This is a genomic window from Sphingomonas sp. GW821-FHT10F09, from assembly GCF_058809195.1.
This window is the reverse complement of the sequence record NZ_JBXASI010000001.1, coordinates 691366-706365: the sequence shown is the minus strand read 5'-3', so window position 1 is coordinate 706365 and position 15000 is coordinate 691366. Positions and strand designations below refer to the sequence as shown.

General features: G+C 67.5%; 15 protein-coding genes and 1 tRNA gene. 4 read left to right on the top strand and 12 right to left on the bottom strand.

The annotated features are described in order from the left end of the window. Positions 1 to 7: 7 nt before the first annotated feature. From AC1RTO_RS03350 to folE, 4 genes are all read right to left on the bottom strand, one after another. Entirely contained in the window at positions 8 to 913 is a 906-nt protein-coding gene (locus AC1RTO_RS03350; protein WP_493159500.1) for an endo alpha-1,4 polygalactosaminidase, read from the bottom strand. Positions 914 to 1032: 119 nt separating this feature from the next. Then, the gene (locus tag AC1RTO_RS03345; RefSeq protein WP_493159499.1) at positions 1033 to 1392 is read right to left on the bottom strand and encodes a dihydroneopterin aldolase; all 360 of its coding nucleotides are present in this window, start codon (positions 1390 to 1392) and stop codon (positions 1033 to 1035) included. After that, positions 1385 to 2134, bottom strand: coding sequence for an SDR family oxidoreductase (locus AC1RTO_RS03340; RefSeq protein WP_493159498.1), 750 nt, complete (start codon positions 2132 to 2134; stop codon positions 1385 to 1387). Before AC1RTO_RS03340 ends, AC1RTO_RS03345 begins: the two co-directional genes overlap by 8 nt. Further along, positions 2134 to 2754 carry a GTP cyclohydrolase I FolE gene (gene folE, locus AC1RTO_RS03335; protein ID WP_493159497.1) on the bottom strand — a complete coding sequence of 207 codons (621 nt, stop codon included), beginning with the start codon at positions 2752 to 2754 and terminating at the stop codon, positions 2134 to 2136. The genes AC1RTO_RS03340 and folE overlap by 1 nt, the downstream gene beginning before the upstream one ends. Positions 2755 to 2977: 223 nt before the next feature. Between folE and AC1RTO_RS03330 the strand changes: the two genes are divergently transcribed. From AC1RTO_RS03330 to AC1RTO_RS03320, 3 genes are all read left to right on the top strand, one after another. Further along, positions 2978 to 5965, top strand: a complete 2988-nt coding sequence (locus tag AC1RTO_RS03330; RefSeq protein ID WP_493159496.1) for a TonB-dependent receptor — start codon at positions 2978 to 2980, stop codon at positions 5963 to 5965. A gap of 73 nt (positions 5966 to 6038) precedes the next feature. Beyond that, positions 6039 to 6242 (top strand): hypervirulence associated TUDOR domain-containing protein, encoded by a 204-nt coding sequence (locus AC1RTO_RS03325; RefSeq protein ID WP_493159495.1) that lies wholly within the window; start codon positions 6039 to 6041, stop codon positions 6240 to 6242. 48 nt (positions 6243 to 6290) lie between these two features. After that, positions 6291 to 6554, top strand: a complete 264-nt coding sequence (locus AC1RTO_RS03320) for an SWIB/MDM2 domain-containing protein (protein WP_493159494.1) — start codon at positions 6291 to 6293, stop codon at positions 6552 to 6554. 542 nt (positions 6555 to 7096) lie between these two features. On the opposite strand, the gene AC1RTO_RS03315 is transcribed toward AC1RTO_RS03320, so the two are convergent. The 5 genes from AC1RTO_RS03315 to AC1RTO_RS03295 form a co-directional block, all read right to left on the bottom strand. Continuing rightward, positions 7097 to 7173, bottom strand: a tRNA-Arg gene (locus AC1RTO_RS03315). A 56-nt stretch (positions 7174 to 7229) separates the two neighbouring features. After that, positions 7230 to 7661 (bottom strand): DUF1178 family protein, encoded by a 432-nt coding sequence (locus AC1RTO_RS03310; protein ID WP_493159493.1) that lies wholly within the window; start codon positions 7659 to 7661, stop codon positions 7230 to 7232. Next, on the bottom strand, positions 7658 to 8479 hold the full coding sequence (locus tag AC1RTO_RS03305) for a carbon-nitrogen hydrolase family protein (protein ID WP_493159492.1): 822 nt from the start codon (positions 8477 to 8479) through the stop codon (positions 7658 to 7660). The genes AC1RTO_RS03310 and AC1RTO_RS03305 overlap by 4 nt, the downstream gene beginning before the upstream one ends. A 7-nt stretch (positions 8480 to 8486) precedes the next feature. Then, on the bottom strand, positions 8487 to 8744 hold the full coding sequence (grxC, locus tag AC1RTO_RS03300) for a glutaredoxin 3 (protein WP_293877957.1): 258 nt from the start codon (positions 8742 to 8744) through the stop codon (positions 8487 to 8489). Positions 8745 to 8775: 31 nt separating this feature from the next. Continuing rightward, positions 8776 to 9555, bottom strand: coding sequence for a ComF family protein (locus AC1RTO_RS03295; RefSeq protein WP_493159491.1), 780 nt, complete (start codon positions 9553 to 9555; stop codon positions 8776 to 8778). 42 nt (positions 9556 to 9597) lie between these two features. Between AC1RTO_RS03295 and AC1RTO_RS03290 the strand changes: the two genes are divergently transcribed. Further along, the gene (locus AC1RTO_RS03290; protein ID WP_493159490.1) at positions 9598 to 10455 is read left to right on the top strand and encodes a class I SAM-dependent methyltransferase; all 858 of its coding nucleotides are present in this window, start codon (positions 9598 to 9600) and stop codon (positions 10453 to 10455) included. A gap of 3 nt (positions 10456 to 10458) precedes the next feature. Here AC1RTO_RS03290 and AC1RTO_RS03285 read toward each other — a convergent pair whose 3' ends face one another. Genes AC1RTO_RS03285 through AC1RTO_RS03275 form a run of 3 tightly spaced genes read right to left on the bottom strand, consistent with a single transcriptional unit; the run spans position 10459 to position 14650 of the window. Continuing rightward, positions 10459 to 10848 carry a response regulator gene (locus AC1RTO_RS03285; protein WP_493159489.1) on the bottom strand — a complete coding sequence of 130 codons (390 nt, stop codon included), beginning with the start codon at positions 10846 to 10848 and terminating at the stop codon, positions 10459 to 10461. 58 nt (positions 10849 to 10906) lie between these two features. Next, the gene (locus AC1RTO_RS03280) at positions 10907 to 13333 is read right to left on the bottom strand and encodes an ATP-binding response regulator (RefSeq protein ID WP_493159488.1); all 2427 of its coding nucleotides are present in this window, start codon (positions 13331 to 13333) and stop codon (positions 10907 to 10909) included. 3 nt (positions 13334 to 13336) lie between these two features. Then, positions 13337 to 14650, bottom strand: coding sequence for an EAL domain-containing protein (locus AC1RTO_RS03275; RefSeq protein ID WP_493159487.1), 1314 nt, complete (start codon positions 14648 to 14650; stop codon positions 13337 to 13339). Between the last annotated feature and the right edge of the window lie 350 nt (positions 14651 to 15000).

Here is a 15000-nt window from a genome sequence, read left to right as displayed (position 1 = left end):
TTGCTGATCAGTCGCAGGCGAAGCGGAAGCTGCCGTCGAGCGCGACCGGCAGGACGAGGGTACGCAACCCCTCGCTCCGCGCGGCGATGCACAGCCGGTCCCGCTCACCGCTGGCGTTGGACCGGTAGCCGGCACGATATTCGGCGTTGAGCACCGGCTTGCCCGCCGCGACGAACACCCGATAGACGCCGCATTCGTCATATTCGTGGCACTGCTCGTTGACCGCCAGATCGAACTCGCCGACCAGCGCCGGGATCTGCGCCAGATCGTTCTTCAGCGCGATCGCCAGATTGAGCCGATGCGCCTCGGTCGCGAGGAAGCGGTTGAAGTCGAGCTGGTCGCTCGCGGTGAACGACAGGCCGGACCGGTTGTCGGTTTCGAAGCCGTCGACATTGTCCGGTTCGACGCCGTCGCAGCCCTTGCCGGCCGCCTCGACCAGACGCGCGGCCATGATGCTCCGCACAGTGGCGCGGCGGATGTCGAGCCAGCGTTCGCCCGCCCAGCCGTCGAGCGGATTGCCGAGATCGGCAGCGGCGAACCGGGCATAATCGGGCCGCCAGTTTTCCGCACTGCCGGCGGAGAAATAGCACAGCACCCGTCGTCCTTGCGCATGCAGCGCCGCCACGGTCGCACGCGGCGTATCGAACAGGTCGACGTCATAGATTGCGACGTCGTGGCGCGCGTCGATCGTACTGCTCAACTGCCATTGCCACGTGTCCGATACGCGCGGCGTCCAGCGAGTCGTCGGCGTCGCGCCGGGCTGCGGCGCTGCCGTCGTCGGTGTGGGTGTTGGTGCCGATGTCGACGGGGGCGCGGGCGTCACCGCCACGACATCGTCGCCCGCTCCCCCGCCCCCGCAACCGGACAGCAGCGGCATCAGCCCGCACATCGCTGCCGTCATCATCCCGCGCATCACCGAATCACCCCCGCCCCGCGGACGCCATCGTCCGGCGGGGATTCCTGCGCCCATAAGGATTCGACCGGACCGGCGCTATCGGTCCCGGCCGGTGGCGCCGCGATCCGATCCGCCGCTCACCCGGCCTTGCGCTCCCGCACGATCTCGCACCCCACCGCGGCATCGGGATAGACGTCCGGCTTCATCGACCGGACCCGCACCGCGCGGACGCGACGGTCGGCGAGGCAGAGCGCGGCGACCGCATCGACCAGCGTTTCCTGCAACGCAAAGCCCGGCCCCTCGACCAGCGCGCGGATGCCGTCGCGGACGAAGTCGTAATCGAGCACCTCCTCGATCCGGTCGGCGCCCGGCGGCGCGGCATAGTCGACCGTCATCCACACCGACAGGCGGACGCGCTGCGGGACGGCTTCGTGCGGGTGGATGCCGAGCCGCATCGCGACCTCCAGCCCTTCGAGGATGATGGTATATTCAGCCATCGCGCTTCTCGAACATCACGTCGCCGTCGCGCTTTACGAAACGCTGGCCGCCATCCACATACAAAGTCTGTCCCGTGACGCTCCGCGCGCCGAGCAGATAGACCACCGCTTCGGCGACGTTCGCTGCGCCGACCGGGCGGCGGAGCAGATTGTCGCGCGCGACCGCGGCGAATTCGGCCTCGCTCTGGTCGCCGCTCGGCAGGGTGATGCCGGGCGCCACGGCGTTGACGCGCACCCGGGGGGCGAGCGCCTGCGCCAGCATCTCGGTCGCGCCGGCCAGCGCATATTTGCTGAGCGAATAGCTGAAGAAATCCGGATTGGGATTGGCGAGCTTCTGGTCGAGCAGGTTGACCACCACCGCGCCATCGTCCACGTCGTCCTGCGCCGCCAGCGCGGCGGCGAGCAGCGCGGGCGTCACCGCATTGACCGCATGCAGACGCGCCGCCAGCGCCGGATCGATCGATTCGGGCCGGTCATACTCGAACATCGAAGCGCTGTTGACGAGCCCGGCGATCGGACCGCCCGCGGCGGCCCGCGCCCGCGCGAACAGCGCCGCGGCGCCCGCCGTATCGGCAAGGTCGCCCTGCACGGTCGCGCCGCCCAGTTCCGCGGCCAGCGCCTCCGCCTCCGCCGCCGACCGACCGTAGTGGATCACGACGCGCGCGCCCGCCGCCGCGATGGCGCGCGCGATCGCCGCCCCCAGCCGCTTCGCGCCACCGGTGACCAGGATCGTTCCCGGCATCAGCATCCCATCAGTGCCAGCACTTCCTTGCGGCTGCGGTCGTCCTCGCGGAACACGCCCATCATCCGGCTGGTCACCATCGACACGCCGGGCGTGCGGACGCCGCGCGCGGTCATGCAGGCATGGCTCGCCTCGATCACCACCGCGACGCCCTGCGGCTTGAGATTGTCCCAGATGCAGTCGGCGACTTCGGCGGTCAGCCGCTCCTGCACCTGCAACCGGCGCGCGAAGCCGTGGAGGACACGGGCGAGCTTGCTGATCCCGACGACATGGTCCTTCGGCAGATAGGCGATGTGCGCCTTGCCGATGATCGGCGCCATATGGTGCTCGCAATGCGACTGGAACGGAATGTCCTTGAGCAGCACGATCTCGTCATAGCCGCCGACCTCCTCGAACACGCGTTCGAGGTGCCTGGCGGGATCGTCGCCATAGCCCGCGCAATATTCCTTCCACGCCTTGGCGACGCGGCGCGGCGTGTCGACCAGTCCTTCGCGCGTGGGATCGTCGCCGGCCCAGCGGATCAGCGTGCGGATCGCCTCGGCGACGTCCGCGGGCACGGTCCCTGCCGCGGCCGTGTCGATCAGGTCGCCGTCGTCCGGCGAAGCGATGGGATCAATCATGTGATAAGCCTTTCGATACGACCGCGTCGCTGCATTGCACCCGACCTTAAGTTCGATTCTGCAACTGTTCCACCCTGACGCCGCGGCCCGACATTACGCATTTGCGTAGGAGAATTCGGTTGACGCGAGAAAATTTCCGACGCTAGTTTCGCCATACCCAAAACAGGAACTTCCGTATCACCGGCGACAGACCGGAGGAGCGGGACCGGGAGAGGACGCCATCATGAAGAAGTACGACCTGCTTGCGGCATCGGCCCTCGTCATGCTGGCGGCGATTCCCGCCGCCGCACAGACGGCCGATACCACGTCGTCCCAGAACACGGCACCCACCAACGGCCCCGGCCAGGAAGCGCCCTCCGCACCCGCCGGCGCCGCGACCGACAGCAACGTCGGCGACATCGTCATCACCGCCCAGCGCCAGTCGCAGCGCCTGCAGGACGTGCCGATCGCGGTCAGCGCCTTCACCGCGCAGAATCTCGAAAAGCAGCAGATCGTCAACCCTATCGCCTTGCAGCAGACACTGCCCAACGTCACCTTCACCAAGACCGGCTATACGACGTCGAGCTTCACGATCCGCGGCATCGGCGACTTGTGCGTCGGCGCGACCTGCGATCAGGCGACCGCGATTCACGTCAACGACATGCCGCTGTCGACGACTCGCCTGTTCGAAAGCGAATTCTTCGACCTCGAGCGTGTCGAGGTGCTGCGCGGGCCGCAGGGGACGTTGTTCGGCCGCAACGCGACGTCGGGCGTCGTCAACTTCATCACCGCCAAACCCGACCTCAGCGGCGTCCATGCCGCGGGCGAATTCGAATATGGCAATTTCGATTCGAAGCGTGCGCGCGGCATGTTCAATCTGCCGATCGGCGACACGCTCGGCATCCGCGTCGCCGGCACCTACCTCAAGCGCGACGGCTATACCTTCAACACCTACGACAACAGCCGGATCGACGGCCGCGACCTCTATTCGATCCGCGGCACGCTGTCGTGGGAGCCGTCCGCCGACACGCGCATCGACCTGATCGGTTACTATTTCCGCGAAAAGGACAATCGCAGCCGCATCCAGAAGCAATTGTGCCACCGCGATCCCACCGGCGTGCTCGGCTGTTTGCCCGATACCAAGGGGTTCGAGACGACCAACGGCCTGTCGACGCTGGCGGCGGTGCTGACCTCGACCGAATTCTTCCGCGTCAACAATGCCGCGCTGGCGCCGTTCGCGCTGCAGAGCCTCTACGGCACCGATCCCTATGCCGGCGTGGTCAACCCGACCGACGTGCGCACCGTGCGGATCGACTACAACCCGACCTATTTCGCCGACGAAGAGCAATATACCGCCAAGATCTTCCACGATTTCGGTCCGGTGAGCTTCAATTTCACCGGCGGCTATGCCCGCAATTCGGTCGACAGCACGGTCGACTATAACCTCGCGGTCGAAGGATCGCTCGCCACCAATCCGGGGCTGGCCGCCCTCAACGCCGTCGGGCGACCCGGCGGTGCGGCACCGTTCCTCAACGGCGTCCGCCAGACGCTGATCCCCAACGGCCCCGCCGGCGGCGTCTGCCAGTCCTCTGCCGACCCGAGCAACGTCGGCGTGTTCGGCGGCAACAGCATCGGCTGCTTCCCGCAGAGCCTCGATTTCGACCGGTCGCGGATCCGCAACCGGCAATTCACCGCCGAGGCGCATATCGACAGCAACTTCGAAGGCCCGTTCAACTTCCTGCTCGGCGGCATCTATCTGGACAGCCTGAGCCGCGACAACGACTATTTCGTCAACGCCTTCGGCCTCGATTACGCCTCCGGCATCCTCGGCGCGGCCTCGTCCGCGGCGATCCCCGGCGTCGGCGGCAACGCCTTCGTCGGCCCACCCTTCTACCGCAACGACACCCGGCGCTTCCGCCTCAAATCCTACGGTATCTTCGGCGAAACCTATGTCGCGTTCAGCGACCGGGCCAAGCTGACGCTGGGGCTGCGCTACAATCACGACGAAAAGGAAGTGCAGGCGCGCAACCTGACGCTGAACGTGCTGACGCCGTACAATGCGGGCGGCATCGAAAACGGACTGAACTACGCCGCAATCGATTTCGACCCCACTACCGCAGGCATCCAGGATTATGCGCGGCGCGATGTCGCGTTCGGGCGGCTGACCGGCCGCGCGGTGTTCGATTACAAGATCGACGACGACAAGCTGATCTACGCGTCCTATTCGCGCGGCTATAAATCGGGCGGCATCAACCCGCCGGTCGCCGCCAGCTTCTCGGTACCGCAGACCTTCACCCCGGAAAAGGTCGACGCGTTCGAGATCGGTTCGAAGAACACGTTCGGCAACGGCACGCTGCGCCTCAACCTCACCGGCTTCTACTACAAGTACAAGGGGTTGCAGCTGAGCCGCATCGTCGCGCGCACGGCAGTGAACGACAATGTCGATGCGAACATCTACGGCGTCGAGGCGGAGGCGATCATCTCGCCGATCGCGCGCTTCGTGGTCAACATGAACGCGAGCTACCTCAAGACCGAGATTACCGGCGACAAGGCGCTCATCAACCCGCGCCTGCCGTCGGGCGGACGCAGCGACACCGTCATCATCAAGGACATCACCAACGCGTCCAACTGCGTCGTCATCCCCAATGCGGGCGGCGCTGCAGCGGCGAACGCCTATGTCGGCGCGGTCAACGGCGCGATCGGGCTGCGCGCGCCGACCGCGATCCCGGCGACCGGCACGACCGGGGCGTACGGCATCTGCTCCGCGCTCGCCGCCTCCGCGGCATCGCCGTCGGCGGCGTTGCGCGCGGCGTTCGGTGTGCCGACCGGCGCACTGCCGTTCACCGTCACCGATGGCGTGCCGGTCGGGCTGAACGGCAACAAGCTGCCCCAGGCGCCGACCTACAAATGGGCGATCGGCGCGCAATATACCGTCGATCTCGCCGGCGGCTGGACAGTCGTGCCGCGCGCCGACCTCAACTATACCGGCAATTTCTCGGCGAGCGTGTTCAACCTCAACGTCGACCGCGTGCCGGGCTATGAGGTAGTCAATGCGCAGATTCAGGTCAACGCGCCCGACGACCGCTTCTACCTGCGTGCGTTCGTGCAGAACCTGACCGACAACGATGCGATCACCGGCCAGGCCGTGGCGGACCAGTCGTCCGGCCTCTACACCAACATTTTCACGATCGAGCCGCGCCGCTACGGCGCCGCGGTCGGGTTCAAGTTCTGATCCCCGTCCCGCCCCTGCAACCCTTTGCCACCCCGCGCGATTCCATCGTGCGGGGGCCAGCAGGAGATGGACGATGGCGGATGTGAAGGTAGGCGACGAAGTGACCTGGAAAAGCCACGGCGGCACCACCCACGGCAAGGTCGAGAAGAAACAGACGAGCGACACCCAGATCAAGGGTCATACCGTCCGCGCCTCGGAGGACGAGCCGCAATATATTGTAAAGAGTGACAACGGGGGAAAGGCGGCGCACAAGGCGGCCGCGCTCAAAAAGGCGTGACACTCAAGCGCGTCCGGGCTGGACCGGGCGCAGACAGGAAGGAATGCGATGGCTACGACACCACCCAAAACCGGCGGCATCCACGCCCCCGTGCAGCCCTCGCCCGAACTCGGCGCGATCGTCGGCAACGAGAAGCTGCCGCGCAGCCAGGTCATCAGCAAGGTGTGGGAATATATCAAGTCCAACAACCTGCAGAACCCTGAGAACAAGCGCGAGATCCTCGCAGACGACAAGCTGCAGAAGGTGTTCGGCCGGGACAAGGTCACCATGTTCGAGATGAACAAATACATCTCGCAGCACGTGAAGGCCTGACCCGAAACGGCATTTCATCGGGAGCATCGCGCCGCGACCGGCCGACGATGCTCCCGACAGGATAGCGGCCTGCCATTACGCTTGCGCAAAATTTCGAGTAATTTACCGCGGATCGTCTCCGCGACGCGGCGTCAGCGCGTGCGCGACGCCATGAACGGCATCGCCAGCGTCGATGCGACGATCATCACCACACCCGCCGCGACATAGAGCCAGAACCCGATCGGACGCAGATTCATCGGCGCGCACCCGACCCCAGCCACGCGACCGGCGCGGCCGAGAGGGTGGTGGCAATCGAATTCGGTCCCGGCAATGCGCCGCGCGTCATGGCGATGATCCTGTCAGCCTGACCTGCGCCCTAGCACCGGATTGTTGCGGCGATCTTTCAGTGGCACGGCGGGAGCACCGGGGGGAGACCCGACCGCCGTGCCCGCAAAGCTATGACCCCGATCCTGATCCAGGGCAAGCCAATGTGTTGCTGGAAAATTAACCGGCTGTACCGCAGCGGGATTCGCCTGCGACGGACGCGGGCACGCGCGAGACGATGGTGACCCCGGCGCGATTCGAACGCGCGACCTACAGATTAGGAATCTGGCGCTCTATCCTGCTGAGCTACGGGGCCGTCGAGCGCCATGATACCGGCCGCCGCCGCGCCGGTCTAGCCACGTCGCGCCGGCCTCAGTTGGTCTTTTCGGGCGGCACCACCGGCAGCGGCAGCGGTGCGACCTTCACGCCTTCGTCGACCAGCGCCTTCGCCTCCGCGATGCTTGCCTGACCATGGATCGGCTTATGGTCTTCCTCGCCCTGATGCATCGCCCGCGCGCGGCTGGCGAAGGCATTGCCGACCCATTGCGACCCCTCCAGCGCCTTGGCCTGCGCCGCCGCCAGCTGGTGTAGCGCCTGCTTGACCAGCGCGGGCGGCGGCGCCTCGCCACGCCGGTTGCCCTTGGCGGGAATGCTTGGCGCCATCACCGCCTTTTCGATCGCGGTGTCGCCGCAGAACGGACAGGCGACCTGCCCTGCCGCCGCCTGGTCGGCATAGGCCGTGCTCGACGCGAACCATGCCTCGAAAACATGGCCCGTGTTGCAGCGCAGGTCGAAGACGATCATGCCCGCGTGATCGGCGGAATGGCGCGACGATGCGCCAGCACCGGGATGCGGCCGCGCACCTCGGCGACCTGCGCCACGTCGATCTCGGCGAAACCCAGCCCGCGCGCCGTGCCCATGTCGAGCAGCACCTCGCCCCACGGGTCGACGACCAGCGAATGGCCATAGGTGCTGCGGCCGTCCTCATGCGCGCCCGCCTGCGCGGCGGCGATGACGAAACAGCCGTTCTCGATGGCGCGCGCGCGCATCAGCGCATGCCAGTGCGCCGCACCGGTCGGCCGCGTGAAGGCGGCCGGAATGGCGAGCAGCGCCGCGCCCGCCTCCGCCAGCGCCGCATAGAGCGCCGGGAAGCGCAGGTCGTAACAGATCGACAGGCCGAGCGCGCCGGCCGGCGTGTCCGCCACCACCGCACTGTCGCCGGGGGCATAAGCGGCGGATTCACGCCAGCTCTCGCCGGTCGGCAAATCGACGTCGAACAGATGCAATTTGTCGTAGCGGGCGCGGATCGCCCCGCTGGCATCGATGACGAAGCTGCGGTTGGCGAACCGTCCGTCCGCGCGCCGCACTGCGAGCGACCCGAGCTGGACCCAAATCCCCGCCGCCGCCGCCGCATCGCGCACGGTGGCGAGGACGGCATCGTCGGCCTCAGCATGGATCGCCGCGGCGGCGCGGGTACGATCGCGGTCGATCAGCCCGGCCATTTCCGGCACGAAGATCATGCCCGCGCCGTTCGCCGCCGCAGCGGCGATGCCGTGACGCAGATCGGCGGCGTTGACGGCGGGGTCGATCCCGCTCGTCATCTGCAGCAGCGCGATCCTCATGCCGGCATCACGCCGTCAGCAGCGGATCGAGCCCCCCGCGGGCATCCAGCGCGGCGAGATCGTCGGACCCGCCGATATGCCTGCCGTCGATGAAGACCTGCGGCACCGTCGTGCGGCCGTTGGCGCGCTGGATCATCTCCTGCCGCTGCGGGCCACCCATGCTGATGTCATATTCCTGCGCCTCGACGCCCTTCGACGCGAGCAACCGCATCGCACGGGAGCAATAGGGGCAGAATGCCTTGGTATAGATTTCGACCTTTGCCATGGTCAGGAAGTGTGGGCTGTGACCGGGCTTGTCAATCGGCCGCCGCCGCCTCGTCCTCGATCACGCGCGCCCAGCACAGGATCGTGACCGACGCCGCGCCGGCCGCCAGCAAGGCGCGGGTGCAGGCGGCCGCGGTCGCGCCGCTGGTGTAGACGTCGTCGACCAGCCCTATCGCCCTGCCCCGCACCCGGTCGCGGTCGGCAACCGCGAACGCGCCCGCCACCGCCTTGCGCCGCGCGCGCCCGCCCAGCCCCTTCAGTGCGACGGTCCGGCGATGGCGGACCAGCGCGAACGGATCGTGCGCCACGCCGATGCTTCGATGCAACGCCGCCGCGATCAGCCCCGCCTGGTTGTAGCCGCGCGACCACAGCCGCCAGCGGTGCAGCGGCACCGGAACCAGCAGGTCGAGCCCCTCCGGCATCCCCGGCACCATCCGCTCCGCCATCGTCGCGGCGACGCCGATCCGGCGCCCGTATTTCAGCTTCAGCGCCAGCTGCCGCGCCACCGGGCCGTAGGCGACCGCGGCGCGCACGCCCCGATGCCGCGGCGGCTCGGCGATACAGGCCGCGCAGCGCGCATCCTCACCGCGGTCGAAGGCGAAGGGCCGGTTGCAGCCGGCGCACCATGGCGGGGCCAGCAACCGCAACCCGCTCCAGCAGGCGGCGCAGAAGCGGTGATCGGCGGCGACCGGCGTGCCGCAACCGGGGCAGCGCGGCGGCAACGCCCAGCCCAGTACGGCACCCGATACGGCGCCGACGGCCCGTCGCGCCACCACCGCCGCCCGTCCGATCGCGCCGCCCCCCGTCCGCATGGCCGCTTGTCGCGCACCGCCGGAGCAGGCACAAGCCGCGCCGTGAACGCCGCCCCCACTCCCGCCGACATCTTCGACCGCCCGTCCCGTCGCCGGCGCCGCGACCGCGCCGCCGCGGGCGACTATCCCGCCCACGCTTTCCTGCGCGACGTGATGGTCGAGGGGCTGCTCGAACGGCTCGACGCGGTGAAACGCAGTTTCGACGACGTGCTCGACATCGGTGCGCCCGATGCCGGCCTCCGCGTACCCGGCGCGCGGATCGCCCGCGTCGACCCCGGCTTCGGGTTCGCGCGCGGCATCGGCGGGGTGCAGGGCGACGAGGATCGCCTACCCTTCGCCGATGCCAGTTTCGACGGCGTGCTCAGCGCGGGCGTGCTCGATCAGGTCAACGACCTGCCCGGCGCGCTGACCCTGATCCGGCGCGTGCTGCGTCCCGACGGCCTGTTCCTCGGCGCCTTCCTCGGCGGGGGCAGTCTGCCCGCGCTCCGTGCGGCGCTACGCGTCGCCGAGGGCGATCGTCCCGCGGCGCGGCTGCATCCGCAGATCGACGTCCGCTCCGCCGGCGACCTGCTGATGCGCGCCGGCTTAGCGCTGCCGGTCGCCGATGTCGAAACCTTCGACGTCCGCTACGCGCATCTCGGACGATTGCTCGACGACCTGCGCGGCATGGCGGCGAGCAATATCCTGACCGGCCGGTCGGGCATGACGCGCGGCACGCTGGCCCGCGCCGCCGCGGCCTTTGCCGACGCCGCCGGCCCGGACGGGCGCACCACCGAACGGTTTGCGATCGTGTTCGTCACCGGCTGGGCGCCGGACGCCTCGCAGCCGAAGCCGGCACGCCGCGGCAGCGCCACCGCCTCGCTGGCCGCCGCCTTGCAGGTACCGCCCGCACAGGACTGACGATCAGGCGATCATGCCGTCCTGCGCACCGCGCGCGAGGATACGGCCCATCGCCTCGAACAGCGCGTCCATCGCAACCGGTTTGAACAACACCTCGTCCGCCCCCGCCACTATGCAACGTTCGCGCAGGTCGAGCGCGGTGTCGGCGGTGATGACGATGATCGGCACCGTCGCCTTGGCATCGTCGCGGGCGCGGATGTGCTCGATCGCGGTGATGCCATCCATGCCGGGCATCCGCAGATCGATCAGCAGCATGTCGAACGTCTGCGCATCGAGCGTCGCCAAACCCTGCTCGGCGCTCTCCGCCTCGGTCATGCTGGCGCCGGCGACGTCCAGCATGTCCCGTACGACCCGCCGATTCATCCGGTCGTCCTCGATGAACAGGACGTTCATCGCCCGGACATCTGCTTGGTAGGCGGTTTCGTCGGAAGCATGGTCTTGCGTCTACGCTTCATGCCGCCTGCGATACAAGGGCGTCGTCACCCGACGCATATAAGGATGCGACCAATGACACGCCGCTGACCGGTTTGATAACGTTAGTAAAACACGGGGTCGTTGCGATACCGTCACAATGAGGATCGCTGCCGGCGGGCCACAGGATGACGATCCGCGCGCCGCCGCCCTGCTGCGCCAGCCGCCGTGCCGCCATGGCGGCATCGCCGGTCGCCGACAGCACCGCCGCGTCGATCAGGATCCGCTCGACGCCGCCGCGATCGAGGATCGGCAGCGCGTCGTCCAGCGACGCCGCCAGCGCGACCTCGCCGGCATGCGGCGCCAGCAGCGTCTTCAGCATGCTGCGGGTGATCGGGCTGCGATCGACGATCAGCAGCGCCGGCGTCGGCGCCGCCCCGGCGCCCTGCGCATCGGCGGCCGGCGCGAGAACCAGCGGCAGGTCGACCGTGAAGCGCGATCCGGCGCCCGGCGTGCTCGATACGGTGACGTCGCCGCCCATCGCGCGCGCGAGGTTGCGGCAGATCGACAGGCCCAGCCCGGTGCCGCCAAACTGGCGCGTCGTGCTCGTGTCCGCTTGCCGGAACGATTCGAAGATCTCCTCGCATTTGTCGGGCGCGATGCCGACGCCGGTATCGGCGATGACGATGTGCAGCCGGTCGTCGGCGGTGGCGGCGACGCTCAGCGATACCCCGCCGGTCGCGGTGAACTTCAACGCGTTCGACATCAGGTTGAACACCACCTGCCGCAGTCGCACCGCGTCGCCGACGATCATGCCCGGGCAGTCGTCCAGATCGCGCGCGAAGGTCAGCCCCTTCGCGCGCGCCTGATCGTCCCACAGCCGCGTCGAATCGCGCAGCATCGCATCGAGGTCGAACGGCGCCGCCTCGATCACCAGATTGCCCGTCTCCATCTTGGCGACGTCGAGGATGTCGTCGACCAGCGCGCGCATCGTCACCCCCGCGCTGTGCACCACGGTCAGCCGGTCGCGCGTCGCCCCCGCCACGCCCTGATCGGCGAGCATCACCTGCGTCATGCCGAGGATCCCGTTCAGCGGCGTGCGAATCTCATGGCTGGTCGTCGCGAGGAATTCCGTCTTCGCCGCCAACGCTTTGCCGAGTGCGGTGTTGGTCACGGCGAGGTCGGCGTTGGCCGCACGCACCTTGTTGCGGCTGCGGCGCAGCGTGACGAGGCCGAAGGCGAGCATCGCCACGATCAACACCGCTGCCGCCGCGACGCCGAGGAAGATATCGCGCTGCGTCCGGGCCCGCGTTTGTTCATACGCCACGTTCCGCCGCGCCTCGTCGCGCTGCAGGTTGGCGATCTTGAGTTCCTGATTGGCGAAATCGAACCGCGCCGCCATCAGCGCCGCCCCCGTCGACCGCGCCAGCGTCGTCGCCTCGTCATCCAGCCGCTTCAACGCGACCAGATGCCGAAGCGCGAGGTCATGCGCCCCGGTGGCGTTGTAGATGGTGTAGGCGCTTTGATGGGCGGTCCGGTCGATCAGGGTCGTCCTGGCCAGATCCTCGCCTGCGAAGCGCTCGTCGATCAGCGTTGCGGCATGGCGCAGGTCGCCGCGCTGATAGGCCGCCTGCGCGGCGAGGCCGATCAGGAACTTGCGATACGACGCCGCCTCGCCCCGCTCCGCCAGCCGCAACCCCTCGTCGATCGCCTGTTGCGCACCGGCGACATCGCCGCCCAGCAATCGCGCTTCCGCGATATTGGCGAGGACGACGATACGCAGCAACGGGCTGCCCATCTCCCGGGTCAATGCCAGCGCCTGCCGGAATTGTCCTTCGGCATCGCGATAGCGCTTGAGGTCTTTGAAGGCATTGCCGCGGTTGTTGTACAACGTCATCGCCAGCATCGGATCGGCCTTGTACGCGTCCAGCGCCTGCCCGTAATAGCGCAGCGCATTCGCATAGTCGTTCGCATCGGCATAGAGCGAGCCGATCGACTGGAGCGCTTTCGCCTGGCTGCGCGTCTCGCCCAGCGCGCGGAAGATCGCATAGCCGCGCTGATAGGCGCTCAGCGCCGCCGCGACATCGCCCTGCGCGGTGTTGATCCACCCACTCGCCAGCAAGGCGTCACCCTGCAGGTTGGATCCGGGCGCGACCCGCGATGTCAGTTCGACCGCACCGGTAATCAACGGCTCGGCGCGCGCCAGATCGTTCAGCCGCGACAGCGCCTCGCCCCGCAGCCACATCGCCGTCGCGCGCTGCACGGCATGCCCCCGCGTCGGCGGCTGGCGCTCCGCCAGACGCTCGGCGGCATGCGCCTTGGTCTCCGCCTCGCGCGGATCGGTCAGCATCGCCGCTTTCGCATCGGCGATCAGGGCATCGAACGCCGCGGTCCGGCTGTCCAGGGCGGCGGCGCCAGTCGGCAGCAGCAGCAGGGCGCACACGAACATCACGATGCGCAACGCCATCGTTCAGGCCATGCGGCGTGGCGTGGCGAAACCTGCGAATGCGGCAAGCGGGTCGGGCGTCGGCGCGCGATGCCGCCCCTCTTCGAGATACTGGAACAGCGATTCGAGCACCACCGGGCGGCTGATGAGGAACCCCTGCACCATGTCGCAGCCCATCACCGTCAGCAGCGCGAGCGCCGCATGCGTCTCCACGCCCTCGGCGACCACTTCCATCTCCAGCGCATGCGCAAGATCGATGGTCGACCGCACGATCAGCGGATCGCGGTTGGAGCTGGTCAGCTGCGTCACGAACAATTTGTCGATCTTCAGTTCGCGCGCGGGCAATTGCTTGAGATAGGCGAGCGACGACAGGCCGGCGCCGTAATCGTCGATCGCGATGGTGATGCCGAAGTCGGCGAAGATGTTGAGGTTGGCGATCGCGCCGGCCGGATCGCGAATGACCGATGTCTCGGTGATCTCGAACCCCAGCTTGGCATCGCTGCCGCCGACGAGGTCGCACGCCTCGCGCACAAATGCCGCATCGCCAAGCAGTTGCCCTGCGATGTTGATGAACAGCCGCAACTGATGCCCCCGCGCGGCGAGCTTGCGCTGATCTTCTATAGCCTGACGTATAGTCCACAACGTCATCGCCCCGATCAGATTGCTGTCTTCAGCGATCGGAATGAAGTCGTTGGGCATGACGAGCCCTCGCGTCGGATGACGCCAGCGCACCAATGCTTCTGCACTGGTGATCTCCTGCCGGCGTACATGCACCTTGGGCTGGTAATGCAGCACCAATTGTTCGTCGTCGATCGCAATCGCCAGTTCACTCGCCAGTTGCAGCGCATCCGGCAGCGCGCGTGGGGGGAGCGCATGCGTCACCGCACGATATCCCGCACGCGCCTCGGCCAGCGCTGCCTCCGCCTGTTCGACCATCGCCACTTCGTCGACATTGGATGTGGGCGCACTGGCTGCGCCCGACGTGATCGTAACGATGACGTTTTGATCGTCGATCACGAACGGCCGTTCGCAAGCCCCCTTGATCGCAGCGACGATCGTGTCGGCCGCATCCGGTCGGGCATCGCGAAACCCGCAGGCGATCTGCGTCCGTCCGATGGGAGCAACACTCGCGACCGGAACCACCCGCCCGATCCGGTCCGAGACCAGCCCGACCAGCAAGTCCGCGCGCTGGCAGCCAAGGCAGCGACGCAGATCGGTGAAGTTTGCGATTTCGAGCAGCAGGTGAAATCGCCATGCGTCCGTCGCCGCCTGCGCGGTTTCTCCCCGGGCCTGGGAGGCGGACTTTTCCACGGTTTCCGGGCGTTGCGCAACGGTCATGACCCGTCCCGACTAAGCCCGAGTGTTGAAGAATGCATTAACTCCCCCTGACGGGGCCCACTGCCGGGGAATGCGATTGGAAAATGCTTAATTTTCTGTTAACGTTGGCACGCATCCCAAAGATGCCAAATAGGGAGATAAGCATGTCGGTTCTTTTCGCTCTGGTGCTCGCCGCCATCTCGATCAACATCAAGCCCTGGTGAGATCGATCCCGGCTCGGTCTCTCCGATGCGTGAGTCACGCGACTCCGCTGAAGACGTCCGGGCCGGAAATCTCTGTAAAGGCGTCATTTTTTAGCTCGCCCCTGCTCGCGCGAGAATTCCTCGCGCGAGCAGGGGCGAAATCACACT

Coding starts and splice junctions, on each gene's coding strand:
- AC1RTO_RS03350 (WP_493159500.1), bottom strand. CDS start 913: ATGCGCGGGATGATGACGGCAGCGATGTGCGGGCTGATGCCGCTGCTG.
- AC1RTO_RS03345 (WP_493159499.1), bottom strand. CDS start 1,392: ATGGCTGAATATACCATCATCCTCGAAGGGCTGGAGGTCGCGATGCGG.
- AC1RTO_RS03340 (WP_493159498.1), bottom strand. CDS start 2,134: ATGCCGGGAACGATCCTGGTCACCGGTGGCGCGAAGCGGCTGGGGGCG.
- folE (WP_493159497.1), bottom strand. CDS start 2,754: ATGATTGATCCCATCGCTTCGCCGGACGACGGCGACCTGATCGACACG.
- AC1RTO_RS03330 (WP_493159496.1), top strand. CDS start 2,978: ATGAAGAAGTACGACCTGCTTGCGGCATCGGCCCTCGTCATGCTGGCG.
- AC1RTO_RS03325 (WP_493159495.1), top strand. CDS start 6,039: ATGGCGGATGTGAAGGTAGGCGACGAAGTGACCTGGAAAAGCCACGGC.
- AC1RTO_RS03320 (WP_493159494.1), top strand. CDS start 6,291: ATGGCTACGACACCACCCAAAACCGGCGGCATCCACGCCCCCGTGCAG.
- AC1RTO_RS03310 (WP_493159493.1), bottom strand. CDS start 7,661: ATGATCGTCTTCGACCTGCGCTGCAACACGGGCCATGTTTTCGAGGCA.
- AC1RTO_RS03305 (WP_493159492.1), bottom strand. CDS start 8,479: ATGAGGATCGCGCTGCTGCAGATGACGAGCGGGATCGACCCCGCCGTC.
- grxC (WP_293877957.1), bottom strand. CDS start 8,744: ATGGCAAAGGTCGAAATCTATACCAAGGCATTCTGCCCCTATTGCTCC.
- AC1RTO_RS03295 (WP_493159491.1), bottom strand. CDS start 9,555: ATGCGGACGGGGGGCGGCGCGATCGGACGGGCGGCGGTGGTGGCGCGA.
- AC1RTO_RS03285 (WP_493159489.1), bottom strand. CDS start 10,848: ATGAACGTCCTGTTCATCGAGGACGACCGGATGAATCGGCGGGTCGTA.
- AC1RTO_RS03280 (WP_493159488.1), bottom strand. CDS start 13,333: ATGGCGTTGCGCATCGTGATGTTCGTGTGCGCCCTGCTGCTGCTGCCG.
- AC1RTO_RS03275 (WP_493159487.1), bottom strand. CDS start 14,650: ATGACCGTTGCGCAACGCCCGGAAACCGTGGAAAAGTCCGCCTCCCAG.